Genomic DNA, 26,493 nt, shown 5'->3' with positions numbered 1-26,493 from the left:
AGGCATCGTCCGGCCGAGCAGGCTGTCGGCCGGCGGAGCGGCGTGGGCGTAGTACAGGACGAGGGGCCGCATTCCCCCTCCCGGGATGCGGCCCCTCGTGTGTGGGGTGGGTCAGCCGACGTGGACCGGCTGGCCGTCGTTGGCCAGGTCGGCGTGCTTGACCGACAGGCCGACCAGGGTGACCACCGCGGCGCCCAGGAATAGGAAGGCCGACACCATGAACGCGACCGTGAAGCCGTGCGTGGTGGCGATCCCTTCCGCCTGTGCCTGCAACTGCTTCACCTGGTCAGGCGAGCTGCCGGACTGTGCGGCCTTGGCGATCCCCGGTGCGAGCTCGGTGAACTTGTCCTTGATCGCGGTGGTGGAGACCGTGCCGAGCAGCGCCAGGCCGATCGCACCACCGATCTGCTGCACCGTGTTCAATACTGCGGAGCCGACGCCCGAGTCCTCGTTGGCGACACCGCTGACCGCGGTCAAGGTGAGCGGCACGAAGAGCAGGCCCATGCCGAAGGACAGCAGCAGGATGTACGGCAGCACGTGGGTGAGGTAGGTCGAGTCCACCTCCAGCTGGCTGAAGCCGAACATGCCGCCCGCGGCCAGCAACGTCCCGGCGCCGGCGATCCAACGGGGGTCGAGCCGGGCGATCAGCGCCGACGCGACCTGCGCGGCGACCACGATGCCGAAGCTGAACGGCAGGAAGGCGAAGCCCGTCTTCAGCGCGCTGTAGCCCATCACGTTCTGGATGAAGATGCCCAGGAAGTAGAACATCGAGAACAGCGCGGCGCCGACGATCAGCATCACGAAGAAGCTGACCCCGCGGGTGCGGTTGGCGAGGATCCGGAACGGCATCAGCGCGTGCCGCGAGCGGGCCTCGATGGTGAGGAAGACCGCGATCAGGACCACCCCGGCCGCGATGAACGCGACCGTGGTGGCGTCGCTCCAGCTGCTCTGCGCGGCGTGGGTCAGACCGTAGACCAGCGAGGTCAGACCGACGGTTCCGGTGATCGCGCCCGGCAGGTCGAACTTGCCGGTCTGGCGGGCCGACTCACCGAGGTAACGGAGCGCCAGCACGGCCACGATCAGGCCGATCGGGGTGTTGATGAAGAAGGTCCAGCGCCAGGACGCCTCGGTCAGCGCGCCCCCCAGGATCAGACCGACGGCGGCACCCGCACCCGACATCGCGGCGTACACGCCCATCGCGCGGTTGCGCTCCTTGCCGGCCGGGAAGGTGGTGGTGATCAGGGCGAGCGCGTTCGGCGAGGCCGCCGCGGCCCCGACACCCTGCAGGATCCGGCTGGCGAGCAGCATCGTCTCGCTCTGCGCGATACCGCCCAGGAAGGAGGCGACGCCGAACAGCACGACACCGAAGATGAACACCTTGCGGCGGCCGAGGATGTCCCCCATCCGGCCACCGAGCAGCAGCAGGCCGCCGAAGGCCAGCGCGTAGGCGTTGACCACCCACGGCAGCGAGGCGTTGGTGAAGCCGAGGTCGGTCTGGATGTGCGGCAACGCGATGTTGACGATGGTTCCGTCGAGTACCACCATCAGCTGCGCCATGCTGATCAGCGCGAGCGCGATGCCGAGGTTGCGGTGACCGTGGGCCGACGGTTCGGCTCCTGAGTCGGCCGCCCCGTCGACCCGCCGCGGGTCCGGCGGATCGGCCTTGATGACGTCTTCGGACATGCTGGACTATCCCCTCTTGCGTATTGCTGGCTTGTTTGGTCGCTGACTGAGGCCTCACACCGGTCAGCGCGCCTGCGACCCCCGCGCCGCAGGCAGAATCACGTTGTCGATCACCCGCAGGATCAGCTCGTCGGTCGGCTCGATCCCGAGGATGAAGGCGTGGTGGATGATCACGGCGGGCAGCGTCGTCGAGAGCAGCTCGATGTCCACGTCGGCAGCGATCTCGCCACGCCGTACGGCGCGGGCGTAGATCCGGTTCACCACATCGATCCGGGGGGCGAGGAAGCGCTCCCGGAACGCCCGCTGCAGGTCCGCGTCGCGGTGCAGCGCGGTCAGCAGGCCGGCGATCACCGACATCGGCATCTCGGAGGTGAAGCCGCCGTCCTCACAGGACAGCGAGATCAGGTCGCCCCGCAGCGAGCCGGTGTCGACGTCGTCGGGCACCGGACAGCCCTTCGCGCGGCTGATCGCATCCACCACCAGTTCCGCCTTGGTGGACCAGCGCCGGTACAGCGTCGCCTTGCTGGCCTTGGCGGCCGTCGCCACCGCGTCCATGGTCAACCGGTCGTAGCCGAGCTCGGCGACGACCTCGACGGTCGCGTCGAGGATCTCCCCCTCGCGCCCGCCTTCCACCCGCGGCCGCTGGCGCGGTCCGGTCTCGGTGGCACCGGTGGCAACATCTGTCATGGTTCGCTGATCACCCTGAGTTAGTACTTGGTAGCTGATAGAACGAAACGGTTTCGTTTCATCAACCACAGTACGACTCACATGAAGGCTTGCACAAACGATTTTCAGAGAAATCCCGCAGTGGCCTAGGTCACTCTCTGTACCAGTTGGGCGCTGGTATGGACTTTGCAGGCTCAGCTCGAACGACGAAGGCACCCGCTCGAGGAGCAGGTGCCTTCGGAGGTCCGGTGGAGCGCAGTACTCAGTCGTCGTCCTCGGCGCGACGGGACTGCTCGATCCGCTCGCTGATCCGGCCGGCGCGTTGCTCGATGGTGCCGGCCAGCCGGTCGCGGGCGGCGCGCAGGACGAAGATCGACAGGATCGACGACACGATCAGCGCGACCAGCAGCAGCGGGAAGAGGGTCAGCCAGTTGTTCAGCGCGAACCACAGCACCGCGAAACAGGCCGCGAACAACGCCAGCCGCAGGCCGGTGTAGATGGCGAATTCCTTCATGGTCAGACCCCGGCGTAGGAGTGCAGGCCCGACACCAGCAGGTTCACGCCCACGAAGTTGAAGATGAAGACGAACCAGCCGACGATCGCGATCGTGGCCGCCCGGCGTCCCCGCCAGCCCGCGGTCGCCCGCGCGTGCAGGTACGCGGCGTACACGACCCAGGTGACCAGCGACCAGACCTCCTTGGGGTCCCAGCCCCAGTAGCGGCCCCAGGCGTACTCGGCCCAGATCGGCCCGGCCACCAGGACGCCGAAGGTCCAGAGCGGGAAGGCGAACGCCAGCACCTTGTACGCCGTACCGTCCATCGCCTCGGCGCTCGGGAGCCGCTTCAGCGACGCGGACATGGTGCCGCCGGCAAGGACCCGCCGCTCGGCGCGGGACTTGACCAGGTAGAGGATCGAGACCAGCGCGCCGATGGTGAACGCACCGCCGGAGATCGCCGCGGCAGACACGTGGATGACGAGCCAGTACGAGTGCAGCGCCGGCACCAGCGGTCCGGCCGGGGTGTAGAGCGCCAGCGTCGCCAGGCCGAGCACGGCGGCGACCACCAGGGTGACGCCCAGGCCGAGCCACTGCAGCTTGTAGCGGTGCACGAAGAGCAGGTAGACCGCCGCGACCGCCAGGGAGGCCGTGATGGAGAACTCGTACATGTTGCCCCACGGCACCCGACCAGCCGCGAGACCGCGGGTGACGACGCCGGTCAGGTGCAGCACGAACGCGAGCCAGGTGAGCATCAGCCCGATCCGGCTGGCCGCCTCGGCCCGCGCCGACCCACCTTCACCCGTAAAAGATCCCGCAGCAGCAGTAGCGCCGCCAGCAGCAGGTACTGCGACGTCCTGCGTGCCGGCGGCGCTCGAAGCCACCAGTACCTCGGCCGGCTGCTCCGCGGCGGCGGTCGCCGTGACGCCGCGGCCCATCGCCCACTCGAGCGCGTGCGACATCATCGCCAGCGCATAGATCACCGTGGCAGTCGGGATGACCAGGTTGGAGACGTGCGCGAAGGCCTCCGGGCTCATGGCTGCTCCTGCTTCGTCGGTTCGTCCGGCTTCTTGGATTCAGGGTGCTGCAAAGCTTGTGCGATGGCCTGGAGCTCGTCACCGAGGCCGCGCTCGGGTCCCCGGTCGAGGCCGGCCACCTCGACCACGGTACGCCCGTCCTGCGTCCGGACCCGCACCCAGGTACGCCGCGGGTGGATGAACAGCGAGCCCATCAGGCCGAGGATGGCCAGCAGGATCCCGGCCAGCGCGAGGTCCAGGCCGGGGGTGTGGCTGATCTGCAGCTTCACCCAGCGGTCGTACGAGTCGAAGGTCAGCGAGCCCCGGCCGTCCGGCAGGGTGATGCTCTGGCCCGGGGCGAGCTGGAACCGCAGCTTGTCCCCGCTGCCGTTGTCGAACTGGGTCAGCTTGGTCTTGTCCAGCTGGTACACCGACTGCGGCTTGCCGGTCTCCTGCGACGGGCGGCCGTAGTACGCGGTCATCACCAGCGCCGGGTTCAGCGAGTCGGGGAAGACCGAGATCGGGCCGCGCTGGTCGATCACCGCGGTGGGCAGGAAGAAGCCCTCGAAGCCGAGCTGCTCGGGCCGCGCGTCCGGAGCCTTGATCACGCCGAACGAGGAGAAGTTGCTGTCCTGCGGCAGGAACGGCGCCGGCCCGGAGAACGCGACCTGCCCCTTGCCATCACGCACGGTCACCCGCGGCGCGTACCCGTGGCCGAGCAGGTGCACGTTGCTGCCGTCCACCTGCAGCGGGTGGTTGACCCGCAGGTCGTACGACTTCTCCGGCGAGTCCGGCGTCTCCTGGTAGGTGATGTCCGCGTTGAACTCGCGGGCGGCGCCACGCTGCGGGCCGTCGGTCTGGAACTTCGCGGTGAAGTCCTTCACCGTCAGCGAGAACGGCGGCAGGTCGTCCGGCGTGAAGATCCGGCCCGGGCTGAAGTCGTCGTACTGCGCCACCGAGTTCGAGAATCCGTTGCCAACGACAACCAGCACGGTACCGCGGTACCCGAACAGCGCACCCCACGCGGCCCCGATCAGCGCCAGGATCAGGGAGAAGTGGAAGAGCAGGTTGCCGGCTTCGCGCAGATACCCGCGCTCGGCGGCGATCGCACCGTCGTACGACTCGACCCGGAAGCGACGGCGGCGCAGCTCCTTGGCGGCCAGGTCCAGTACGTCGTCGTCGACCCCCGGCTCGAACTGCTGGTACCCGGGCAGGCGGTTCAGGTTGCGCGGCGGTTTCGGCGGCCGGGCTCGCAGGGCCTTCAGGTAGACCTGCAGCCGGGGCACCACGCAGCCGATCAGCGAGATGAACAGCAGCAGGTAGATCGCTGAGAACCAGGCCGACTTGTAGACGTCGAAGAGCCCGAGCTTGTCGTAGAAGGGACCGAGCTTCGGGTGCGCCTCGAAGAAGTCCGACACCTTCACCGGGTCGATCGCGGTCTGCGGGATCAGCGAACCCGGCACCGCCCCGAGCGCGAGCAGGAAGAGCAGCACCAGGGCCGTCTTCATCGAGGTCAGCTGCCGCCAGGTCCAGCGCAACCAGCCGATCAGCCCCAGCTTCGGCAGGTCCGGCGGTGGCGTCGGCGTCTCGATCCGGTCCTTGACGTCCGTCATCTCACACCGCCGACCCGAAGTTGGCGACCCATTGCCTGAGATCGGCGGTCATCGAATCCCATACCCCTGTCAACAGCAGTAGCCCCACGACGATCATCAGCACGCCGCCGATCCGGATCACCATCAACTGGTGCTTGCGCACCCAGGCGACGGCGCCGAGCATCCGGCGGAACGCGAGCGCCGCCACGATGAACGGGATGCCCAGCCCGAGGCTGAACACCAGTGCCAGCGCCGCACCTCGCGCCGTACTGCCCTCGGTCGCCGCCAGCGTCATCACGGTACCGAGGGTCGGCCCGATGCAGGGAGTCCAGCCAAAGCCGAACAGTACGCCGAGCAGCGGCGCGGCCGCGATTCCGACGGCCGGCACCCGGTGCACCCGCAGATCGCGCTGCAGGAAACCGAACCCACCCAGGAAGACGAGCCCGAGCACGATCGTCGCACCACCGAGGATCTTGGTGATCAGGGTCTGGTGGTCGAGCAGCGCGTTGCCGACGGCACCGAACAGCACGCCTGTGAGGATGAAGACGGCGGAGAATCCCGCGACGAACAGGCCGGTGCCGGCCACCATCCGGCCGCGGCGTTCCGACCCCAGCTCGGCGGCGGACAGCCCGGTCACATAGGAGAGGTAACCGGGCAGCAGCGGCACCACGCACGGCGAGAAGAACGAGATCGCACCGGCGAGCACCGCGATCGGCAGTGCCACCAGCATCGAGCCCGTCATCGACTGGGCGAACCACTCACCCACTGTGCTGGATCCTTTGGTCAACCAGCGGCTGCATCGTTCACCATGCCGAGCAGGGTCTGCTTGGTCACGGGACCCAGCACCCGCGCCGCCACCTTGCCGTCCTTGTCGATCACCAGCGTGCTCGGGATCGCGGACGGGTTGATCTGACCCCGGAAGTTCAGCAACTGCTTGCCGTTGGGGTCGAAGATGCTCGGGAAGGTGACGCCGAACGCCTCGACGAACTTCCGGGCCGGCGCCTGGTCCAGGTCGCGGGTGTTCAGCCCGATGAACTGCACCGACGAACCCAGCTCCTTCGACGCGGCGACCAGGTCGGGCGCCTCGGCCCGGCACGGCGGGCACCAGGAACCCCAGACGTTCATCACCACGACCTTGCCGCGCTGGTCCGCGAGCTTCCACTCCTTGCCGTCCAGGGTCTGCCCCGCCAGCACCGGAGCCGGCTTGCGCTGGTCCGCCGCGAATGTCGAGACCCGGCCGGAGTCACTGACGAACCCGGTCTGGCCGTCGCGGTTCTCACTCGCCTGCTGCCCGGAGCTGCAGGCCGTCGCGGCGAGCAGCACCGCGGCGGCCAGGAGCGGAGTACGACGGAACTGGGTACGACGGAACTGGGTACGACGGAACTGGGCGCGGCGGGACCGAGAGCGGGACAGCATCACGCGCCGCCCACGAACTTCTTCGGGTTCTTCACCGGCAGCAGGTCCTTGGCGGGTTCGGCGTAGCCGACCGACACGATCGACTCACCGTGGAAGGTGAACGAGGTCAGGCTGGCCAGGCTGCACTGCCGCTTGCGCGGGTCGTGCGGCAGCCGGCGGCCCTCGATGGCGCTCCGGACGATCCAGATCGGCAACTGGTGGGACACGATCAGCGCCTCGTGCCCGGCGGCCTTCTGCCGGGCGGTCTCGATCGCGTCCCGCATCCGCCGGACGATCTGCTGGTACGGCTCACCCCAGGACGGCTTGACCGGGTTGCGCAGCAACCACCAGGCGCTCGGGTTGCGCAGCGCGCCGTCGCCGACGCCGAACTTCTTGCCCTCGAACAGGTTCGCCGCCTCGATCACCCGCTCGTCGACGGCGGGCGTCAGGCCGAAGGTGGCGGCGATCGGCTCCATCGTCTCCTGGGCCCGCTCCAGCGGCGAGCTGACCAGGTGCACGATGTCTCGCCCGGCCACGTGCTCGGCCACCCGCTCGGCCATCTTCCGGCCGAGCTCGGACAGGTGGTAGTCGGGGATCCGGCCGTAGAGCACACCGGTCGGGTTGTACACCTCGCCGTGACGCATCAGGTGCACGACCGTCGTTTCGGTCACCGAGCCGATCCCTTCAGTTCTCGACAGCCGCTGCCGCGCGAGCAGCGGTGGCCAGTGCGGTCTCGAGCTTGGCCAGCGCGTCGTCGTCAATGGCGGCGCTCACGAACCAGGCTTCGAAGGCACTCGGCGGCAGGTAGACGCCAGCGTCCAGCATGGCATGGAAGAACGCGGCGAACCTGGGCAGCACCTGGGCGCTCGCCCCCGCGAAGTCCCGGATCTGCTGTGCTCCTGTCACCGGAGCCTCCGAGGACTCCACGAAGAAGACGCTGAAGAGGTTCCCGGCGGCCTGGATGACATAGGGCACACCTTCCTTCTCCAGTGCCGTCGCGACCAGCCGCTGGATCGTCGCCGAGGTCTGGTCGAGGCGGGCATAGACCTCGTCCGTCGCCAGCCGCAGCGTGGTCAGCCCCGCCGTGGTGGCGATCGGGTTCCCCGACAGCGTGCCCGCCTGGTAGACCGAGCCTTCCGGGGCCAGGTGGGACATCAGGTCGGCCCGGCCGCCGAACGCCGCCGCCGGGAAGCCGCCGCCCATCACCTTGCCGAAGGTCATCAGATCCGGCTTCACCCCGTCGACGCCGTACCAGCCGGACCTGGTGATCCGGAACCCGGTCATCACCTCGTCGGAGATGAACAGCGCGCCGTTCTCCTTGCACGTCCTGGCCAGGAAGGCGTTGAAGTTGTCCACCGGCGGAACCACGCCCATGTTGCCCGGCGAGGCCTCGGTGATCACCGCCGCGATCTGGTCGCCGTACTGCGCGAACGCCTCCGTCACCGCGGCCTGGTCGTTGTACGGCAGCACGATCGTGTCGGCGGTGGTGGCCTCGGTGACGCCCGGAGTGCCGGGGATGCCGAGGGTGATCACGCCGGAGCCCGCCTGCGCGAGGAGCGCGTCCACGTGGCCGTGGTAGCAGCCGGCGAACTTCACGATCTTGGCCCGGCCGGTCGCGCCGCGGGCCAGCCGCAGCGCGGACATGGTGGCCTCGGTGCCGGACGACACCAGCCGCACCTTCTCCACCGGGGTCCGGGCGACGATCTCCTCCCCCAGCTCCACCTCGGCCTGCGTCGGAGTCCCGTACGACGTACCGCGGCTGACCGCGGCCTGGACGGCGGCCGTCACCTCGGGGTGGGCGTGGCCCAGCAACATCGGTCCCCAGGAGCAGACCAGGTCGAGATAGGTGTTGCCGTCGACATCAGTGATGTGACATCCGTCACCTGACGCCATGAAGCGCGGAGTGCCACCCACCGCGCGGAAGGCGCGGACCGGGGAATTCACCCCACCCGGGGTGACGGCGGAGGCGCGGGCGAACAGGCTGGCGGAAAGTTCGGTGTGGTCGGACACGGCCGCCATTCTCCCCGACAGACCACAGCGCCAGGTGGGCGGGGACCACTGCTCTCGTCGCGCGATCCGGTCGGTCAGGAGCGTCCAGGGGGTTCACAGGTCCGTTGTTACGCGCCAGTATGGGTTCCCGGTGACCGCCCGAGCACTGTCAGCGCCGCTCCGTAACCCACGCACGGACCAGCCGTTAGACCATCAGAGACGACGGTTGCCGGGACCGAAGACAAGACGTGTCCGCAGTGTGGGGCGGGGCAGGTCGATGAGTCACGGAGGGGATCATCGATGGCGAAGGGCAAGCGTCGCGCCCTGAGCGGCAGTGGGTGGCGTCAGGTGGCGCCGCTCGTTCCGCTGGCGTTGTTCGCGAGCGCATTCACCGTCAGCGCCACGGACGATCCGGCCGTCGCGACAGCGGCGCTGGAGCAGGGGCTGTCCGGGAAGAACCGGGTCGTCGTGGCGAATGACCCGATCGCGGACCCGGCCAACGTGCCGGTGCCCGGCGTGGTCGGCCACGGCGTCGACCCGGGCGAGCAGCCGACCCAGGTAATCTCCGGACTGTCCCGCAACGGCATCCCGAACGCGGCACTGACGGCCTACTCGCAAGCCCAGCAGGTGCTCGCCGAGGTCGACGCGGCCTGCCAGCTCCCCTGGACGCTGGTGGCCGCGATCGGGCCGGTGGAGTCGAACCACGGCCGCTTCGGCGGTAACGCGCTGAACAGCGACGGCGTCGCCGTGCCGGGCATCTACGGCCCACGGCTCGACGGCTCCAGCACGGCCCGGGTCACCGACACCGACGCGGGCAGGTTCGACGGCGACTCCGCCTTCGACCGCGCGGTCGGCCCGATGCAGTTCATCCCCGGCACCTGGCGCTCGATGGGTGTCGACGGCGACGGCGACGGCGTCCGGAACCCGCAGGACATCGACGACGCGGCGATGTCGACCGCCGTCTACCTGTGCTCCGGCAAGACGAACCTGAGCAAGGCGAGCGACCTGAACCAGGCCGTCCTGCGCTACAACCACTCCCAGTCGTACGTCGACCTGGTGGTCAGCATCGCGAAGGCCTACGCGGGCGGCAGCTGGATCGCCGTCGGCAACGGGACCGAGAGCGACGGCCAGGGCGTGGACCGGGCCGGCGACCAGATCGGCGACCCGGACGTCGACGCCCCCGCGGACAACAACCTGCCGCAGGCCGTCGACCTGCCCACCTACCCGGGCCAGGCCAGGCCGACCCCGCAGCCGGTCGAGCAGGGCAGCGGCAAGCCGGGCTCGGACCCGACCAAGCGGCCGCCGACGTCGAAGCCGACGACCAACCCGACCGAGCCGGGCACGAACCAGCCGCCCACCTCGAAGCCGCCGACCAGCAAGCCGCCGACGACTCCGCCGAAGCCCGGCCTCGCGACCCTGCAGACAGCCGCGGGCCTGATCGTCGGCGCCGTCGGCAGCACCGTGACCGAGCTCAGCAAGGCGTCGACCTACTGCCAGGCGGAGCTGAAGAAGGTCACCATCACCCACCCGACCCAGGACCAGCTGCAGAAGTGCGTGACCGCCTTCCAGACCGGTGGCACCGCCGCGGTCGACCAGGTGATCCGGAACCTGCTGTCCGTCCTGGGTCTGCTCGGAGTTCTCGGGGGAGGTCTGCTCGGGAACTGAGCACAAGACCGGCGCGCCTGCCCCCACCCCTCCCTTGGCGCGCCGCTGGCGACGCCACGGAGCCTCTCCCCCCGGCTTCGTGGCGTCGCCGTTGCTCTGGTCAAGCGCTTACTTGAAGGATCTTCAGTTTGTCGCCCAAGGCTTCTCGATCGTCTGGGTGATGCTGTTGCCGGCGCGGTCCTTCGCCATCACTCGCAGCGTCACGTCGCCCTTGGCCGCCGGGATCCTGGCCGTCAGCCGGCCGAATCCCCTGAGGGCCAACGGCTTCCAGGTCTTACCGCCGTCCGAGGACAACTCGGCCTCGGTGCGGAACCAGCCGACGCCGCGGACACCGGGCTGGTATCCGGGCCTCAGCTCCAGCGTGTTCCCGGTGAGCTTGTAGTCCACCTGGACCAGCGGAAGGACCGCGCGCGACTTCGCAGTACCGGAGACGAAGTGCCACTGGGTGTGCGTCGCGGTCGAGGTTGTCGCCCAGGTGTCGTCGGCGCGCTTCACGTCCAGGGTGAGGTCGTACCACGCCGTCTTCGCGGGCACCGGGAACTGGGCCACCGACCAGTCCTTGCTGCCCAGGGTTTTGCCGTTGCTGCTCAGCGTCAGCGAGGTCTGGTCGCCGCGCGCGTCACTCCAGCCGTAGATGCTGCGATCGCCGTTCACGTACTGCGGGATCGCCACGCGTAGGGCGTTCTCGAACCGCGCTGCGGGGAGTCCGTCGGCCTCGTTGCCACCGGCGTCCGGGATCGCCGGCCGTGCGATCGAGTCCCACCAGTCGCGGGTGACCTTCTCGTTCGGCCGGTAGCTGCGGCCGAGGCTGTACTCGAAGCCGGACTCGTTCCACTCCCCTGCCGCGGTCTTCTCATCCCAGGTGACTCCTCCGACGTCGCTCGCGAGGTAGTCGGTGCGGACGACCGGTCCGTTGACCGTGCGGGTGGAGCTCAGACCCGTGGCCAGCCCAGGAAGGTGGGCCGTGCGCTGATCGATGTGACTGAACCAGGCGTCGTTGCGGTTGTACTTCGTGGTCACAGCCGCAGGTCGCAGCCGGGCGAAGTCGTAGGTCAGCGGGCCCTTCACGACCGACGGGCCGATGGCCAGGTCATACCTGTAGGTGCTGTCCAGCAGACCAGCCAACTGCAGGGTCACCTCACGCTGCTTCAGGAGCTTGAGCAGGGTGGCTCCCTGCGCCGCGCGGAGCAAGTAGACAGGGATGCCGATGTCGGCGCCGTCACTCCAGAAGCCCGGCTGCTCGTTGTAGAGGAAGACCACCTTCGCGCCGGCATCCTTGGCGGCCTGGATCTGCGCGAGCGTCTGGTCAGGGTCACGCCAGCGGATCAGCACGATCTTGCCCCTCGCTGCTTGGAGCTCCGCGGGGGTGCCGTCACCCCCGTTGACCAGGGCGAGCTTCTCGTTGCCGACGTAGGTGGTTCGGAAGGAGCCTTCGTCCAGTGTCGGGAGACGGAAGCCGCCGGGGCCGGAGACGTCGGCGGTGAACCTCGGCTGGGCAAGATCCCAGCGCTGAACCACCTGGAAGTTGCCGTCGGCCACCTTACCGAAGTCCTGCACGTAGACCTGGTCGGCGATCTCACGGCCGAATCCCCAGCCAGAGACTGCGTCCCGATCGCCGGCCTTGCGGTGCCAGGCGATGCCCACGGACTTGGTGTCAGCGCGCTGCGGGGTCTTGACGGTGACCTTGTTCGCCTTGCGCGCGTCGAAGGTGAAGGTGCGATCTGCCGTCACCCGGGCCTCCGGATCACCGAGCAGGGCGAGCGAGTCCGTCCAGCCGATCTCGTCGCCGCCCATCACGAACGTCATCACGCTGTAGCGTCCGGTCGGCACGTCGAGAGTGCGGCTGCCGTTCTCGTCGAAGATGACCGCGTTCACGTCACCGGTGTCGAGGTTCCACAACTGCACCCCGCTGAAGCCGAACGCCGTCGGTGCCGCCGGCCTCCCGTCGCGGTCGATCGCCTTCACGGTCACCTGGTTCAGCCGGCCGCCCGCCGCGAACCCGAGCCCGGTCCGGTACGCCGTACCGCGGTCGCGGGCGACTAGTTCGCCGGAGTACTTGGCCGGCTGGGTCTTCGCCAGGTCGAGGGTGACCGTGACCGACGCGCTGCCGCCCGGGGCGATGGTGAGTCTGGCCGGACTGACTCGCAGCGCCGGGTGCACGCCGCCCGGCGACTTCGCGTCGACGCTGAGGTCCAGTGTCACCACCGAGCGGGAGTTGTTCTGGTAGGCAACCTTGCGGGCTACCGGCTTGGGCGCGGAGCCGGTCCAGGAGGTGTCACCGAAGAAGAGATTCGCGGTGTCCGGCAGGACCTTCGGGTCGAGCGCCTTCTGGATGTCGATCCGGCCGAGACCCTGCTGGACGGGTGTCGCGCCCTTGCCCGGAACGGCGGTTGCCGCCAGCGCGGACTTCAGTTGTTCGCCTGTCCATTCGGGGTGCCGCTGCGCGAGGATGGCGGCCGCGCCGGCCACGTGAGGTGTGGCCATCGAGGTGCCGCTCAATGCGGTGTAGTACTCACCAACCTCATGACCCTGCTCGGTGCCGGCCGCCCGGGCGGCGACGATCTCGACGCCGGGCGCGGTCACCTCGGGCTTCAGCGCGCCGTCTCCGAGCCGCGGTCCACGGCTCGAGAACGCCGCGAGCCTGTCATCGCGATCCACCGCGCCGACAGTCAGGGCCGCCTCGGCCGCGCCCGGAGTACCGACGGTCTCCTCCATCCCGGAGTTGCCGGCGGCAACAACGAAGAGGGCGTCGCTGGATGCGGAGAGGCGGTCGACCGCCTCACTCATCGGGTCGGTGCCGTCGGATGGCAGGCCGCCGAGGCTCATGCTGATCACCTTGGCGCCCTGCTGGACCGCCCACTCCATGCCCGCGATGGCCTCCGAGTCGAGGCCGCTGCCGCTGTTGTCGAGAACCTTGCCGATCAGCAGTTGTGCGCCCGGGGCGACTCCCTTGCGCTGGCCGGCGGACGCAGTACCGAGACCCGCGACGATCGACGCGGTGTGAGTGCCGTGACCGTGTTCGTCCTGGACCGCCTGGTCGGGGACGAAGCTCTGGGACTCGACGACCTGCTTCTTCAGGTCCGGGTGGTTCTGGTCGTAGCCGGTGTCGAGCACGGCCACCTTGACGCCGCGACCGTCGTACCCGGCCTGCCAGGCGGCTTGGGCACCGATCTGTTTCGTCGAGTGGTCCAGCGTGGCTCGGGTGCGGCCGTCGAGCCAGATCTTGCCGACGTTGCTCCGGAGGTTGTTGCCTTTGACGCCGTTCCAGAACTCCTTTGCGCGGGACTTCTGCACGGTCACCGCGGTCGTGCCGACGCTGGCCAGGGTGAGGCGTGGGGTGGCGGCGGCCGGAGCTGGTGGAGCACTGCGTGTGGTGGCTGAGGCCGTGAGCAGCATCGGGAGGTTCGGAGTACTCGCGTCGTCGTAGCCCTGCGCAACCAGTTGGGTCAGGTTGAAGAGGCGGCGGTCCAGCCGGCCCTCGACCAGCATCGGGTACGCCGCGACGGGGACCAAGGTGAGTTCGTCGTCGAAGTCGCCGAGGTAGTAGTTGCCGCCGTCCACCAACCGGGCTGACCTCTGCCCGGCGGCGGTCACGGTCAGCTCGGCGACATCACCGGTGACGAGCGTGATGCGGTGCGTGCTGGCACCCGGGGTGGCCCGGGCAGAGCTGGTGGTGCCTGTGCCGTTGTCGGCACCACCAGCGGAGGGGTTCGCCGCGAAGGCCGCGGCGACGGTCGACGCCAGCAGGGCGCCGACCGTCACAGCCGAGATCAACCTGGCGGCAGGGCGTGACGGTCTCATCAGGGGCACCTTCCGATGCCCCGACGGGCGCGAGGCCATCGCTGCCGACACTGGCAGTTGCCTCCGGCCACGGTCCACCGATCCCGCTGGCGGACACTCGCCATGACCGGTTCCGGTCACGAGCTGCGGACAGTGCCGTTGCCCCGACCCGGATCAGCCGGCCCGGGCAACAGGTTCTCGCCGAGGGTCAGGCGAAGCGCTTGGCTACCTGCTCGACGCGGGTGACCAGGTCGAGGTCGTAGGCGACGCCGGGGACGTAGAAGATGACGTAGTCGGCGCCGGCCTCGAGGGCGGCCTCCACCTTGTCCGCGATCTCGTCCTCGGTGCCGATCAGGTTGTCGTTGCTGAACTTCTCCCAGTTCATCGGCCCGAGCGCCTTCGCGGTCGCCTTCTTCGGGTCGTCGCCCTTGTCGATCGGGAACGCGTTGATCCCGGTCGACTTGATGATCTCGTCGTAGTCGCGCCCGATCGTCTCGCAGTGGCCCTTGAGGATGGCCGCCTTCTCCTTGATCACCTCGGGGTTGCCGCCGCCGATGTTCGCCGCGTCGCCGTACTTGGCGACCAGTTTCAGCGTGACGTTCGGGCCGCCGCCGCCGATCCACAGGCTCGGGTGCGGCTTGCGGACCCCCTTCGGCTCGTTGATCGGCTTGTCGATCGAGTAGTACTTGCCCTTGAAGACCGGCTCGTCCTCGGTCCACATCTTGTAGATGATCTCGGTGGCCTCGCGGAACGCGCCCATCCGGTCCTTCAGCTCCGGCCACTCGTAGCCGTAGGCCTTCCACTCGTGCTCGTACCACCCGGCGCCGATCCCGGCGTACAGGCGGCCGTGGCTGGCCACGTCGACGGTGGAGGCGATCTTGGCGTACAGCGCGGGGTTGCGGTAGCCGTTGCAGCCGACCATCTGGCCGATGTTCACCCGCTTGGTGTCCCGCGCCAGCGCCGCGGTGGTGGTCCAGCACTCGAAGGTGCTCTCCGTGCTCGGCTCCGGCACGGTGTGGAAGTGGTCGAACAACCAGATCGAGTCCCAGGACCCCTCGTCAGCCTTCTTGGCGACGTCCGTCATCGCCTCCCACTGCTCGACGGGGTCACTGAACCCGGCGAGGTCCATCTTCCAGCCCTGCGGCACGAACAAACCGAAGCGTGTAGTCATACCCCCATCCAACCGGCCGCCCCCTGAACCGGTCCAGCACCCCGTCCACTGAATCCCTTCTCAATTCCCCCACTCCACCTTCTTAATCCCCCACCCACGCCGTACCGCGCCGGCACCTTCGCGGTGAGCGATCACTCATTCGTGGATCCCGTACGGCGGAAACCGATTCTGCCGACAACCGGAATCCACGAATGAGCGAGCACTCGCCTCGAATCAGCGGGCGGAGAGGACGCCGGCGCCGAAGGCGGCTCCGGGGCGGTCGACGGAACGGGCGGCGAGGATCGCGTTCAGAGCCACCGGGTGGATGTGGCCGCCGAACTCTTGCCTGGTGAGCGCGGCTACACCGGCGGCGGTGGGCGCCGAGGCCGACGTACCGAAGAAGCGGCATTGGCCCTGTACCGCGGTCGGGCAGGTGCCGGATCCGAACGGACCGACGCCACTGACCGAGACTCCGTCAGCCGCGACCCAGTACGGCGCCGGGAAGCTCCGCGACAGCGGGCCCGAGACACCCCGGCACGGACCGGGCATTCCACCCGGGCAGCGGGTGGTCGTGACGATCTGGGTCGGCCCGGCCGCGCTGAACGGCTCGAGCGCGATCGTCGCCGGGTCGACGGACAGGCTGGCGTTGACGGCGCCGGCACTGGTCGCGAAGCCCAGGTAGTTCGAGTCCGGGTTCATCGATCCGGCGCGTTCCGGCGGGTCGATCGTCTGTACGCCGGCCGACAGCGCGCGCCAGCGCAGGTCGAGGATCGGCGCCTTCCGGGCCGACGAAGTGCCCTGGACGTCGACGACGAGCTTGGCGGGTTGCGCCACCCCGGTGGTGTTCTGGTAGATGAACTGCTCGATGGTGTCGCCCACGCCGTCCGCCTGGACAGCGGTGCTCGACGCGAGGCACCGGGTTCCGGTGGCGTCCACCAGGTACAGGTTGAGGTCGGTGAATCCACCCTGGCCCGCGGTCGGGAACACCGCTCGCGGCTCGCTCCACTGCAGCGTCGGCAGGATCGCCGCACCCGGGAGCAGGTTGAGGTCGTACGTCGTGTCCGCGCCGCGCAGCTTCACCACGTTGTCGGGCGCGTTCGGGCAGCCGGTGAAGGGTCCGACGGCACCGTCCGGCCCACTGCCGGTCCCGGTCGCGGTGACCCGCGGCGCGTGCCGGTTGCCGAGGTTTCCGGCCGACGAGCTGACCCAGATGCCGTGCTTGGCGAGACCCTCGGCCGTGGCGGCGCCGATGCCCTGCTGGAACACGGGGTCGTCGTCCAGCGCGATGTCCTCGGCGATCATCGTGACGCCCGCGGCGGCCAGCTCGTGGAACGCCTCGACGTACTCCGCCGTGGTGTCGCGGGTGCTGGCGTAAGCGAGCTTCGCCTGCGGGGCCAGGTCGTGGATGATCTCGAGCATCGCGGTGCCCTCGTCATCGACGTACTCCGCCTGGCGCAGTACCTGGACGTTGGCGGGTAGCTCGCCCTGGGCGACGGACTCGGCGAGGTGGTCGACGTCGCCGGAGATCGCGCCGATCTTCTGACCACGCCCGGTCAGACCGCGTGCCTGTGCGGCATCGGCCTTGTGGAGCTGGACTCCCTCGGCGGTGATGGGACCTACGTCCACAGCCGGCCGCAGCGACGGTCGAAGGGCGGTCACCCAGCCGAGTGCCGCGACCGCGTCGAGCTTGTCGTACGGGATCGTGGTCGACACCAGGCCGGTCGCCGGCAGTTCGGCACCGGGCACCGGCTTGAAGTCGGCGGTGTTCTTCAGCACGGACACCCCGAGCGAGGCGAGGGTGGCCTCCTGCTGCGCGGTCACGGGCGCAGCGGCGTACAGCTGGACGCCGATACGACCGCTGCTGTCGATGCCGAGCGAACGAGCCTTCGGGTCGGCCTGGCTGGTTTTCGCCTTGGCGGCCGCGGCGGCCAGGTTGGCGCTGTCACGCAGCAGAGTGGGGATCTTGGACGGGGCAGACGGTGCGGCGGCCACGGTGGGCCCGGCCGACGCGGTTGGGACCGCGGTGGCGACCAGCACCGGGACTATCAGTACAACACTGGTGAGCAGGTAGGGCAGCTTTCTCACAGTTCCTCCAAGCCTGGCGCATTCCGGCGGACCAACACCGACGGGCATCGGCCGACGGGGAGACGGCTCTGTGGGCGTCGGCATTCCCCCCACAACCCCCATCGCTGCACACCCAACCACCGTTACCCGCCCCACTCCGAACCCGCCGCGCCGGGACGGCGTCGTACCCGCTGTCACCGGAGAGGGGAACGACCATCCAGCCGACCAAGTTCGACCAGCTGTTCGACGCCGCAGTACCGCTGATCTCCACCGGCCGCCACCAGCGCGACTCCCCGCCTGTGGAGGGCGGCCGCTGGCCGGTCAGCGTCGTACTGCGACCGCCCGCGGACACCGACCTCATCCACCGCCTCGACGAGATCACCGCGGAGGCAGCCGCCCTGGCAGGCCCGGATCACTGGCAGACCGGTCAGGCGGGGTCGGCCCATCTCACGGTCCGGGCGCTGGAGACCTACCGGTCGGAGGTCGAGTGCACGGAGCCAGTGATCCGGCGCTACCAATCAGCCATGCACCGGGCCGCGGCTCAGACCGGGCCGGCCCAGATCGAGGTCACCGGGCTCACCGTGACCGCCGGCACAGTGATGGCCTGCGCTGTCGCCCTGGACGACCAGGCCGACCTGTTCCTGGACCGCCTGGCGTTCGAACTCGGCCCAGACGCCTGGTTCGAACTACCCCACGGCCGCCGAGACATCTGGTACCTGAACCTCCTCCACTTCACCACCGACATCCCAGACCCGCAGCCGCTCATCGACTGGGTGGACAAGCACCGCAACACCCCGCTCGGCGCGGTCACCATCAACACCGCCGACCTGGTCCGCTTCCACCACTGCCCCACGCCACCCCGCCCACTCATGCGCCCCGAGATCCTCCACCAGGCCGTACTGCGGGGGTAGGCAGCTACAAGATCCGCCGAAGAACAACCGACGAGCCGTGCGGTTGCGCTGGCGGCGGGCGGGTACGTTTCGCTCTCGTGATCCGCCCTGTGGTTGTCCTGGCTGTGGTTGGTGTTCTGGTTTCTGGATGTGGGTATGCGGCTGGGGCTGATCCCGCGGGGGCGACTCCGCGGCCACGGGCCGGCCCGACGGCCAGCGGGCCAGTTGCCGGCACGGGCAAGTTGATCGTCGCCGAGCTTCGGCAGGTTCGGGTTGTCGGCACCAGGCCTGAGGTGGCGGGGTATGAGCGGGAGAAGTTTGGGCAGACGTGGACTGACGATCATGGCGGGCGTGGTGGGCACAACGGCTGCGATACGCGCAACGATGTTCTCGCCGCTCAGTTGACCGGGGTGCGGTACCGCGAGCGCTCCAAGTGCGTCGTCATCTCCGGCACGCTCCTGACCGACCCCTACACCGGCAAGCGGATCGAGTTCCTCAAGGCCAAGGCGACCGAAGTCCAGATCGACCATATGTACCCGCTGGCCCGGGCGTGGGACATGGGGGCCTCGCGCTGGACGCAGCAACGACGTACCGACTTCGCCAATGACCAGGCAGCCAACCTGCTTGCCGTCAACGGACCAGCGAACGCCTCCAAGAGTGACGAAGGCCCCGGCGAATGGCTCCCGCTCAACCGCGCCTACCGCTGCACCTACGTCCTCCGCTACCTCCAGGTCGCGCACAAGTACGCCCTCCCCATCACCACAGCCGACCGCGACGCAGCCCGCACAATCACCCGGACCTGCCCGTGAAGCTGCGTCTTGCGGAGTGAGAGCGCTCTAGTTCCGGAACCGGCGGGGTATTGATTTGCGGGCGGGGAGGGCTGAGAGTCGGGCCCGACGCGTGCGTGAGGCTCGCGCAGCATCCCCTCGAGGAGTCGCCCATGCCCAGGTGGCCTGCCGTCCCCAGACCAGACCGTCGCCGGATGCGACCGAAACTTCGTACCGCGCTGGTCACCGCCGCCGCGCTGCTGACCGGGTTGCTGCCTCTCGGGGTCGCTTCGCAGGCGGCGGCGGACGACCCGGTGCCGACCGTACTGGCGGCGTTCGAGGGGGCGGAGCCGTTCGCCTCGCCGCCGAACGCCGGCATCTTCGGCTGGGGCAGTGACGCGGACGACCCGCCGACGATGGAGCTGCAGGCGCGGGCCGACGCACCCGTCGGCGAGAAGGTGCTGCACGGCACGTACAACATCAGCGGGTACGGCGGGTTCAGCCACGACGTGACGTTCGACCAGAACCCCGGCGACTGGTCGGCGTACAAGGGGATCCGGTTCTGGTGGTACGGCCAGAACACCGCGCCGCTGCCTCCGGGCTCAGGCAAGCGGATCTTCTTCGAGATCAAGGACGGCGGCGCGAACGCCGAGGCGTCCGAGCTGTGGAACACGAGTTTCACCGACGACTGGCAGGGCTGGCACCAGGTCGAGATCCCGTTCAGCGAGCTCGTCTACCGCGGCGACTACCAACCGGTCGGCGGCATCGACCAGGTGCTGAACCTGACCCAGATGTGGGGCTACGCGTTCACCATGCCGGTCGGGACTCCTGGTGAGTTCGCGATCGACCAGGTCGAGGTCTTCGGCAAGGCCGACCCGGCGCTCAAGGCGAGCGTGGTCACCGACGCCGGCGTCTACCCGGTCAAGGAGGGCGACACCGCGCAGGTCAAGCTCACCGTCGCCACCACCGGCAGTACTCCGCTGGAGGAGCCCGTCACCGTCGAGTACCGCACGGGAACGGGCACAGCCGGCGCCACGGACTACCTCCCGGTCTCCGGAGCCTTCACCTTCCCGGCCGGTACTGCGTCCGGCACGTCCCAGCTCGTCAAGGTGGTCACCAAGAAGGACAATTCCGCGGAGGTCGCCGAGACGATTCCGCTGGAGCTCACGGTGACCGGCGCGAAGCCACCGGCAGCCACACCGCAGGTGGTCATCAACGCGCACGACCTGCCTTACCTGAACAGCAAGCTCCCGGTGAAGACCAGGGTCAAGGATCTGCTCGGCCGGATGACACTGGCGGAGAAGGTCGGCCAGATGACCCAGGCGGAGCGGAACGCGCTGCGCTCGAGGACCGACATCGCGACGTACGCGCTCGGGTCGTTGCTGTCCGGCGGTGGCTCGGTGCCGACGCCGAACACACCGGCCGCGTGGGCGGCGATGATCGACGGCTTCCAGCTGAACGCCCAGGCGACCCGGCTGCAGGTGCCGCTGATCTACGGCGTCGACGCGGTGCACGGGCACAACAACGTGATCGGCGCGACGCTCCTGCCGCACAACATCGGCATGGGCGCCACCCGCGACCCGGAGCTGTCCCGCCGGGCGGGCGAGCTGACCGCGACCGAGGTCCGCGCCACCGGCATCCCGTGGGACTTCGCGCCCTGCGTCTGCGTGGTGCGCGACGACCGCTGGGGCCGCGCGTACGAAGGCTTCAGCGAGGACCCGGCCCTGGCGAAGGCGATGGCCACCGTCATCACCGGGATGCAGGGGAAGGCCGACGGCAGCCAGCTGGACCAGAACAACCACGTGCTCGCGACCGCGAAGCACTTCGTCGGCGACGGCGGTACGACGTACGGGTCGTCGACGACGGGCGCCTACAAGATCGACCAGGGCGTGACCGAGGTGACGCCGCAGCAGCTCGAGGCGATCCACCTCGACCCGTTCAAGACGTCGGTCGACCTCGGCGTCGGCACGGTGATGCCGTCGTACTCCAGCCTCGACATCATCGGCGACGACCAAGGGCCCGTGAAGATGCACGGCGATGCGGCCCTGATCAACGGCGTGCTGAAGCAACGGATGGGCTTCGACGGGTTCGTGATCAGCGACTGGCAGGCGATCGACCAGCTGCCGGGCGACTACCCGAGCGACATCCGGACGTCGATCAACGCCGGGCTCGACATGATCATGGTGCCGACCAACTACCAGGCCTTCACCCAGGGGCTGACCGACGAGGTCACCGCCGGCCGGGTGACGCAGGGCCGGGTGGACGACGCGGTCGGCCGGATCCTCACCCAGAAGTTCAAGCTCGGCCTGTTCGAGCACCCGTTCGCCGACACGAGCAGGCTGAGCTCGATCGGTTCGGCGGCGCACCGGGTGGTCGCCCGGGAGGCGGCGGCCAAGTCGCAGGTGCTGCTGAAGAACCAGGACAACGTGTTGCCGCTGGCATCGACCGCGAAGGTCTACGTGGCCGGCAGCAACGCGAACGACCTGGGCAACCAGATGGGCGGCTGGAGCATCACCTGGCAAGGCGCCTCCGGCAACACCACGACCGGCACCACGATCCTCGACGGGATCAAGCAGGTGGTGCCGACGGCAACGTTCAGCCAGGACGCCTCGGCGCCGCTGGAGGGACACGACGTCGGTGTCGTGGTGGTCGGCGAGCGGCCTTACGCCGAAGGCATCGGTGACGTCGGCAACGGTCACGACCTGGCGCTGAGCGACGCCGACAAGGCAGCCGTGACGAAGGTCTGCGCGGCGATGAAGTGTGTCGTGCTGGTGGTGTCGGGGCGTCCTCAGGTGATCGCCGACCAGCTCGGCGACATCGATGCCCTGGTGGCTTCCTGGCTGCCCGGCACCGAAGGCGCCGGCGTCGCGGATGTGCTGTTCGGCAAGCGCCCGTTCAGCGGTCGGCTGCCCGTCACCTGGGCGAAGTCTGAGGCACAGCAGCCGATCAACGTCGGCGACGCGTCCTACGACCCGCAGTACCCGTATGGCTGGGGTCTGACCACTCAGGCGGCGGCTCGGCAGAAGCTGACCGACGCCAAGAAGGAGCTGCTGCGCAAGGACTTCCTGTCCCCGGACGTGCTCGCCGCGGTCATCAATATCGACCTCGCGCTGCACGTGCAGGACTGGTCGGGGCCGCAGGCAACCACCGCGCTCGCCGCTCTGGGTCAGGCCGGCAAGTACCTGCAGCGGGCCATGGTGGACTCGTTCGCCGATGACGACGCGGTGGTCTCGGCGGCCCGCTGGATCGCCCAGGACCAGATCGGCCAGAACCTGGACGAGGCCACCTCGAAGCTCACCTCCGATGCCGACCACCTGGCGCTCAGCGGTGACCTGACCGGCGCGATCACCAAGCTGACCGCGGCGTACAAACTGAAGTAACAGCGAGGCGGGGCGGTGGGTTGTGAACCCACCGCCCCGCGTTGTTCGAGCTGTCCTAGACCGAGACCAGCTCCGGCTCCTGGACCTCAGGTGCGGCCGGCTCCTTGGAGAGCTTGTTCGGCCACCAGGCCTTGCGGCCCAGCAGGACCATGATCGACGGCAGGATCACGATCCGGACCAGCGTCGCGTCGATCAGTACGGCGACCGCCAGGCCGACGCCCATCTGCTTCATCTCGATCATCCCCAGCGTGGCGAAGACGGCGAAGACCGACACCATCACGGCCGCCGCGCTCGTCACCACTCCGGCCGACTCGGTGATGCCCTTGCGGACCGCCTCCTGCGGGGACAGCCCCTCCTGCACGCCCTCGCGGATCCGGCCCAGCACGAACACGTGGTAGTCCATCGACAACCCGACCAGGATCACGAACAGGAAGACCGGGATCCACGACACCACGAACCCGGGTGAGGTGAAGTCCAGCAACCCTTCGGCCCAGGTGTGCTGGAAGACCAGCGACAGCACTCCGAAGCAGGCAGCCACCGAAGCCAGGTTCAGCAGGGTCGTCACCAGCGCGATCGCCACGCTGCGGAAGGTGAACACCATCATCACCAGCGTCAGACTGAGGACGAACGCGATCACGTAGGGCAGTTGGTTGCGCTGGTGCTCCCCGTAGTCGACCGACGAAGCCGTCTCGCCGCCGACCGCCCAAGTCGTACCGGTCAACGCCGCCGGAACCAGATCGTTCCGCAACCGCTCCAGCGCCACCCGAGCGTCCTCGCTGGTGTCCGGCCGCACCGAGACCAGCGTCAGTACCGCGGTCTCGTCACTCTTGCGGATCTCCTGGCCGGGCGTCACCACGAACTCGCCACTGTCCACCGCGGACTGCTGCACCTTCGCCAGCCCGGTCGCCGCATCCTTGCCCTTGGCAACCACGTCGTAGGCCATTCCCTCGGACGGGAAGTTCTGCTGCAGCGCCGTCATCGTCTTGACCTCGGGGATGGTCTGCGGCAGCGTGCTCAGACCACCCGGCTCCGTCTTCATCCCGAGCGCCGGTACTGCGAGCGCGACCACCGCGATGGCTGAGAGAAGCAGCGCGACCTTGGGGAAGCGCAGTACCGGGGCAAGGATCCTGCGGCTGATGCCACCCGGTCCGATCCGCCGGTTCAGCCGCCACAGCAGCGGGACGCGCGGGCGGTCCACCCGGTGACCCAGCTTCGCCAGCAGCGCCGGCAGCACGGTCAGCGAGCCGAGCACCGCGACCGCCACGACGACGATCGTTGCCGTCGCCATCGAGGAGAACACCGGGTCCTGGGCGACGTAAAGGCCTGCCATCGAGACGATGACGGCGAGGCCGGAGACAACCACCGAGTGTCCCGAAGTCGCCGCGGCGATCTCGACGGCGTCCACCGTGCCATGACCACGCCTGCGTTCCTCGCGCTCACGCTTCAGGTAGAACAGCGAGTAGTCGACGCCGACCGCCATACCGATCAGCAGTACGACGTTCGCGACCGAGCCGCCGTCGGGAAACAGGTAGGACAGTGGCGCGTAGAAGCCGAGCGCCGCGCCGACCGCCGAGAACGCCAGCAGGACAGGGATTCCGGCCGCGATCAAGGCGCCGAAGGCAAGCAACATCAGCGCGAAGGTGATCGGCAGGCTGAGCTTCTCGGCCCGGGCCAGGTCGGACCCGACCTGCTTCCAGATGCCGGCGTCGAGCGACGCGCTACCGGTCTCCTCGATCTGCAGTGATGGGTTGGCCTTTTGCACGTCAGCAGTCGCGGCGACCAGCTTGTCGACGTTGTCGGCCGCATCGTCCGCGGACCCCTTCAGCTGGATCGGCAGCAACGCGGCCTTGCCGTTCTCGGCCCAGACCGGCTGCCCGACTCCGTCCACCGCGTCGATGGCGGTCATCGTCTGGCGGAGCTGGTTCAGCGCTGTGGTGGCGGCGGCCTTGTCCAGCGGGCCGTCCTTGTCGGTGAGGAGGACGGTCTCGCTCGGCTTGTCCTCGAGGTTCGCCTGCCGGACCAGTTCCGACGCGACGCCGGACTGCCCGATCCAGGTGTCGTCCGCCTTGGTCTGCTGTTTCGGAATCACGGCCGACATCCCGACCGCGACGACGACGAGCAACAGCCAGAGGCCGATCGCCCGCCATGGGTGGGTAGCACTCCAGCGCGCGACGCGCACCGTCACCGATCCCCTGCTCATCCTGGTTCTACCTCTCGCCGGCCCCGCCCGGGCACCATGCCCGCTCGGGTATGAGCCTGGCGTGAACGGCGATGGATCTCAGGAGTGCAAAACCCCGTCACTTGGGGGTGCTAGGTCTACCCTTCGCGGTATCGGACCGGACGGGCGCGGGTACGGCGTACCGGAGTACGGGTCAGCTGGCGGCGGCTGGGCGGGACCGGAGGCGGCGGAGCATGCGGGCGTCTTCGAAGCCGACGGCGCGGGCTGCTGCTTCGACGGTGGCTCCGTGGCCGATCAGGTGTTCGGCGCGTTCCAGCCGGAGGAGTTGCTGGTAGCGCAGCGGCGTGAGACCCGTCGCGGTGGTGAAGATCCGGGTCAGGGTGCGCTCGCTCACCCCGGCTCCCCTGGCCAGGTCGGACAACCTCAACTGCTCGGCGTACCGGCTGTCGATCACGTCCTGGACCCGGTGCGCGAGATCGCTCAGGTGACCGCGGTGCCGCAGCATGGCGCTGTCCTGCAGTTCGTCGCCGTTGCGCCGCGCATAGACGACCATCTCGCGCGCCACCCGGGCGGCGGCCTCGGCACCCCGGGCGACCGCGATCAGGTGCAGCGCGAGGTCGATCCCGCTGGCGATCCCGGCGGAGGTGATCACCCGGTCGTCCACGACGTACAGGACGTCGCGGACGATGTTGCCCTTCGGGTACCGCGCGGCGAGCTCGTCGGTCAGGTCGTGGTGGGTGGTGTACTTCCGGCCGTCCAGCAGACCGGACGCCCCGAGCGCGTCGGCCCCGGAGCACACGCTCGCGACCGAACCACCCGCCGCGTGATGAGCACGCAGGCGCTGTCTCGTCATCGCGGCGATCGGGGTGTTCGGCGACAACCGCGGCGACCGCCACCCCGGTACGACGATCAGGTCGGCCGGGCCAAGCGCGGGCCACTCCAGGCTCGCTCGGATCGGAACACCCTGCGCGGTGGTGATCTCGTCGGCCTCGGCCACGTAGTACAGGTCGTACCCGTAGCCGAGGTCGTTCGCGGTGGAGAAGGCCTGGGCCGGACCGGCCAGGTCCAGCAGGTGGAGTTTGGGCACCAGGAGGAACACGACCTTGGTGGGCATGATCCGGTCAGACATGGTCCGATCAGGATGGCACGGGCAGCCCGGCCACCTCGTCCAGTGTCCGGATGGTGGCGAACCGGCCGGCCAGCGCGTACTCGGTGCGCTCCACGATCACCTCGGGACTCAGCGTCCGCGGATCGGCGAGGATCTCCTCGAGCGAGGCGTCGGCCGGCATCGTCCAGTGCGGCAGCGGCGTGGTCGCGGTGGCCTCGGTGACGAACACGACCTCGTAGCCCAGGTCCGACGCCACCCGGGTGGTGGTCTCGCAGCACTGCTCGGTCCGGATGCCGCTGATGACGACCTCCCGGATCCCGTGCTGGGTGAGCAGCTGCTGCAGATTCGTCGTGGTGAAGGCGTTGTGGGAGGTCTTCGTGATCACCGGTTCACCGGCGATCGGCTCGAGCCCCTCGATCAGCCGGACGTGACCCTTGGCAGGGTCGAAGACACCACCGGTACCGGGCTCGGTGTGCAACACCCAGACGACCAGATCGCCCCTGGCTCTGGCGGCGTCGACCAGCAGGTTCACCCGGTCGGCGATGTCGGGGTGGTTCACCACGCTCCAGTTCGGGCGGGCGCGGAAGGATTCCTGGACGTCGATCACGATCAGTGCTGTCTGGGTCATGCGTCTCATCGTGAGGGTCCGGCCCGGTCCGGGATAAGGCCCCATCCC

At 68.9% G+C, this 26,493-nt stretch carries 19 protein-coding genes; 4 read left to right on the top strand and 15 right to left on the bottom strand.

Annotated elements, in window-relative coordinates:
• Positions 1-111: 111 nt before the first annotated feature.
• The 9 genes from EV644_RS19540 to hemL form a co-directional block, all read right to left on the bottom strand.
• Positions 112-1,683 carry an MFS transporter gene (locus tag EV644_RS19540; RefSeq protein WP_132189717.1) on the bottom strand — a complete coding sequence of 524 codons (1,572 nt, stop codon included), beginning with the start codon at positions 1,681-1,683 and terminating at the stop codon, positions 112-114.
• A gap of 63 nt (positions 1,684-1,746) precedes the next feature.
• A complete protein-coding gene (locus EV644_RS19535) occupies positions 1,747-2,370 on the bottom strand; it encodes a TetR/AcrR family transcriptional regulator (RefSeq protein WP_132189716.1) in 624 nt (207 codons plus the stop codon).
• A gap of 241 nt (positions 2,371-2,611) precedes the next feature.
• Entirely contained in the window at positions 2,612-2,863 is a 252-nt protein-coding gene (locus tag EV644_RS19530) for a DUF4229 domain-containing protein (protein WP_132189715.1), read from the bottom strand.
• Positions 2,864-2,865: 2 nt separating this feature from the next.
• Positions 2,866-3,879: a c-type cytochrome biogenesis protein CcsB gene (ccsB, locus tag EV644_RS19525; RefSeq protein ID WP_132189714.1), complete on the bottom strand. Its 1,014-nt coding sequence runs from the start codon at positions 3,877-3,879 to the stop codon at positions 2,866-2,868.
• The gene (resB, locus tag EV644_RS19520; RefSeq protein WP_132189713.1) at positions 3,876-5,471 is read right to left on the bottom strand and encodes a cytochrome c biogenesis protein ResB; all 1,596 of its coding nucleotides are present in this window, start codon (positions 5,469-5,471) and stop codon (positions 3,876-3,878) included. Before resB ends, ccsB begins: the two co-directional genes overlap by 4 nt.
• A gap of 1 nt (position 5,472) precedes the next feature.
• A complete protein-coding gene (locus tag EV644_RS19515; RefSeq protein WP_132189712.1) occupies positions 5,473-6,216 on the bottom strand; it encodes a cytochrome c biogenesis CcdA family protein in 744 nt (247 codons plus the stop codon).
• A 17-nt stretch (positions 6,217-6,233) separates the two neighbouring features.
• Positions 6,234-6,866 carry a TlpA family protein disulfide reductase gene (locus EV644_RS19510; RefSeq protein WP_132189711.1) on the bottom strand — a complete coding sequence of 211 codons (633 nt, stop codon included), beginning with the start codon at positions 6,864-6,866 and terminating at the stop codon, positions 6,234-6,236.
• Complete coding sequence (locus EV644_RS19505; RefSeq protein WP_132189710.1) at positions 6,866-7,516, bottom strand: histidine phosphatase family protein; 651 nt, start codon at positions 7,514-7,516, stop codon at positions 6,866-6,868. The genes EV644_RS19510 and EV644_RS19505 overlap by 1 nt, the downstream gene beginning before the upstream one ends.
• 13 nt (positions 7,517-7,529) lie before the next feature.
• On the bottom strand, positions 7,530-8,864 hold the full coding sequence (gene hemL / locus EV644_RS19500) for a glutamate-1-semialdehyde 2,1-aminomutase (RefSeq protein WP_132189709.1): 1,335 nt from the start codon (positions 8,862-8,864) through the stop codon (positions 7,530-7,532).
• Between the two features lie 270 nt (positions 8,865-9,134).
• Between hemL and EV644_RS19495 the strand changes: the two genes are divergently transcribed.
• On the top strand, positions 9,135-10,499 hold the full coding sequence (locus EV644_RS19495) for a lytic transglycosylase domain-containing protein (RefSeq protein WP_132189708.1): 1,365 nt from the start codon (positions 9,135-9,137) through the stop codon (positions 10,497-10,499).
• Positions 10,500-10,622: 123 nt separating this feature from the next.
• On the opposite strand, the gene EV644_RS19490 is transcribed toward EV644_RS19495, so the two are convergent.
• The 3 genes from EV644_RS19490 to EV644_RS19480 form a co-directional block, all read right to left on the bottom strand.
• Positions 10,623-14,300 (bottom strand): S8 family serine peptidase, encoded by a 3,678-nt coding sequence (locus tag EV644_RS19490; protein ID WP_132189707.1) that lies wholly within the window; start codon positions 14,298-14,300, stop codon positions 10,623-10,625.
• 187 nt (positions 14,301-14,487) lie between these two features.
• On the bottom strand, positions 14,488-15,450 hold the full coding sequence (locus tag EV644_RS19485) for an LLM class F420-dependent oxidoreductase (protein WP_132189706.1): 963 nt from the start codon (positions 15,448-15,450) through the stop codon (positions 14,488-14,490).
• A 213-nt stretch (positions 15,451-15,663) separates the two neighbouring features.
• A complete protein-coding gene (locus EV644_RS19480) occupies positions 15,664-17,514 on the bottom strand; it encodes a S8/S53 family peptidase (RefSeq protein ID WP_158292877.1) in 1,851 nt (616 codons plus the stop codon).
• A gap of 278 nt (positions 17,515-17,792) precedes the next feature.
• Between EV644_RS19480 and EV644_RS19475 the strand changes: the two genes are divergently transcribed.
• From EV644_RS19475 to EV644_RS19465, 3 genes are all read left to right on the top strand, one after another.
• Positions 17,793-18,404, top strand: coding sequence for a hypothetical protein (locus EV644_RS19475; protein ID WP_132189704.1), 612 nt, complete (start codon positions 17,793-17,795; stop codon positions 18,402-18,404).
• A gap of 77 nt (positions 18,405-18,481) precedes the next feature.
• Positions 18,482-19,192: an HNH endonuclease family protein gene (locus EV644_RS46415; protein WP_199239896.1), complete on the top strand. Its 711-nt coding sequence runs from the start codon at positions 18,482-18,484 to the stop codon at positions 19,190-19,192.
• A 173-nt stretch (positions 19,193-19,365) separates the two neighbouring features.
• Positions 19,366-22,530 (top strand): glycoside hydrolase family 3 N-terminal domain-containing protein, encoded by a 3,165-nt coding sequence (locus EV644_RS19465; RefSeq protein ID WP_132189703.1) that lies wholly within the window; start codon positions 19,366-19,368, stop codon positions 22,528-22,530.
• Between the two features lie 55 nt (positions 22,531-22,585).
• On the opposite strand, the gene EV644_RS19460 is transcribed toward EV644_RS19465, so the two are convergent.
• From EV644_RS19460 to EV644_RS19450, 3 genes are all read right to left on the bottom strand, one after another.
• Positions 22,586-24,730, bottom strand: a complete 2,145-nt coding sequence (locus EV644_RS19460; protein WP_132189702.1) for an MMPL family transporter — start codon at positions 24,728-24,730, stop codon at positions 22,586-22,588.
• 172 nt (positions 24,731-24,902) lie between these two features.
• Complete coding sequence (locus tag EV644_RS19455) at positions 24,903-25,838, bottom strand: GlxA family transcriptional regulator (RefSeq protein WP_241998378.1); 936 nt, start codon at positions 25,836-25,838, stop codon at positions 24,903-24,905.
• A gap of 7 nt (positions 25,839-25,845) precedes the next feature.
• Positions 25,846-26,445 (bottom strand): cysteine hydrolase family protein, encoded by a 600-nt coding sequence (locus tag EV644_RS19450; protein ID WP_199239895.1) that lies wholly within the window; start codon positions 26,443-26,445, stop codon positions 25,846-25,848.
• Positions 26,446-26,493: the final 48 nt, after the last annotated feature.

The sequence above is a fragment of the Kribbella orskensis genome (genome assembly GCF_004342085.1).
Lineage (GTDB): Bacteria > Actinomycetota > Actinomycetes > Propionibacteriales > Kribbellaceae > Kribbella > Kribbella orskensis.
This window is presented reverse-complemented; position numbering and strand designations above follow the sequence as displayed.

Coding starts and splice junctions, on each gene's coding strand:
- EV644_RS19540 (WP_132189717.1), bottom strand. CDS start 1,683: ATGTCCGAAGACGTCATCAAGGCCGATCCGCCGGACCCGCGGCGGGTC.
- EV644_RS19535 (WP_132189716.1), bottom strand. CDS start 2,370: ATGACAGATGTTGCCACCGGTGCCACCGAGACCGGACCGCGCCAGCGG.
- EV644_RS19530 (WP_132189715.1), bottom strand. CDS start 2,863: ATGAAGGAATTCGCCATCTACACCGGCCTGCGGCTGGCGTTGTTCGCG.
- ccsB (WP_132189714.1), bottom strand. CDS start 3,879: ATGAGCCCGGAGGCCTTCGCGCACGTCTCCAACCTGGTCATCCCGACT.
- resB (WP_132189713.1), bottom strand. CDS start 5,471: ATGACGGACGTCAAGGACCGGATCGAGACGCCGACGCCACCGCCGGAC.
- EV644_RS19510 (WP_132189711.1), bottom strand. CDS start 6,866: ATGCTGTCCCGCTCTCGGTCCCGCCGCGCCCAGTTCCGTCGTACCCAG.
- hemL (WP_132189709.1), bottom strand. CDS start 8,864: ATGGCGGCCGTGTCCGACCACACCGAACTTTCCGCCAGCCTGTTCGCC.
- EV644_RS19495 (WP_132189708.1), top strand. CDS start 9,135: ATGGCGAAGGGCAAGCGTCGCGCCCTGAGCGGCAGTGGGTGGCGTCAG.
- EV644_RS19490 (WP_132189707.1), bottom strand. CDS start 14,300: ATGAGACCGTCACGCCCTGCCGCCAGGTTGATCTCGGCTGTGACGGTC.
- EV644_RS19485 (WP_132189706.1), bottom strand. CDS start 15,450: ATGACTACACGCTTCGGTTTGTTCGTGCCGCAGGGCTGGAAGATGGAC.
- EV644_RS19465 (WP_132189703.1), top strand. CDS start 19,366: ATGCGACCGAAACTTCGTACCGCGCTGGTCACCGCCGCCGCGCTGCTG.
- EV644_RS19460 (WP_132189702.1), bottom strand. CDS start 24,730: ATGAGCAGGGGATCGGTGACGGTGCGCGTCGCGCGCTGGAGTGCTACC.
- EV644_RS19455 (WP_241998378.1), bottom strand. CDS start 25,838: ATGTCTGACCGGATCATGCCCACCAAGGTCGTGTTCCTCCTGGTGCCC.
- EV644_RS19450 (WP_199239895.1), bottom strand. CDS start 26,445: ATGACCCAGACAGCACTGATCGTGATCGACGTCCAGGAATCCTTCCGC.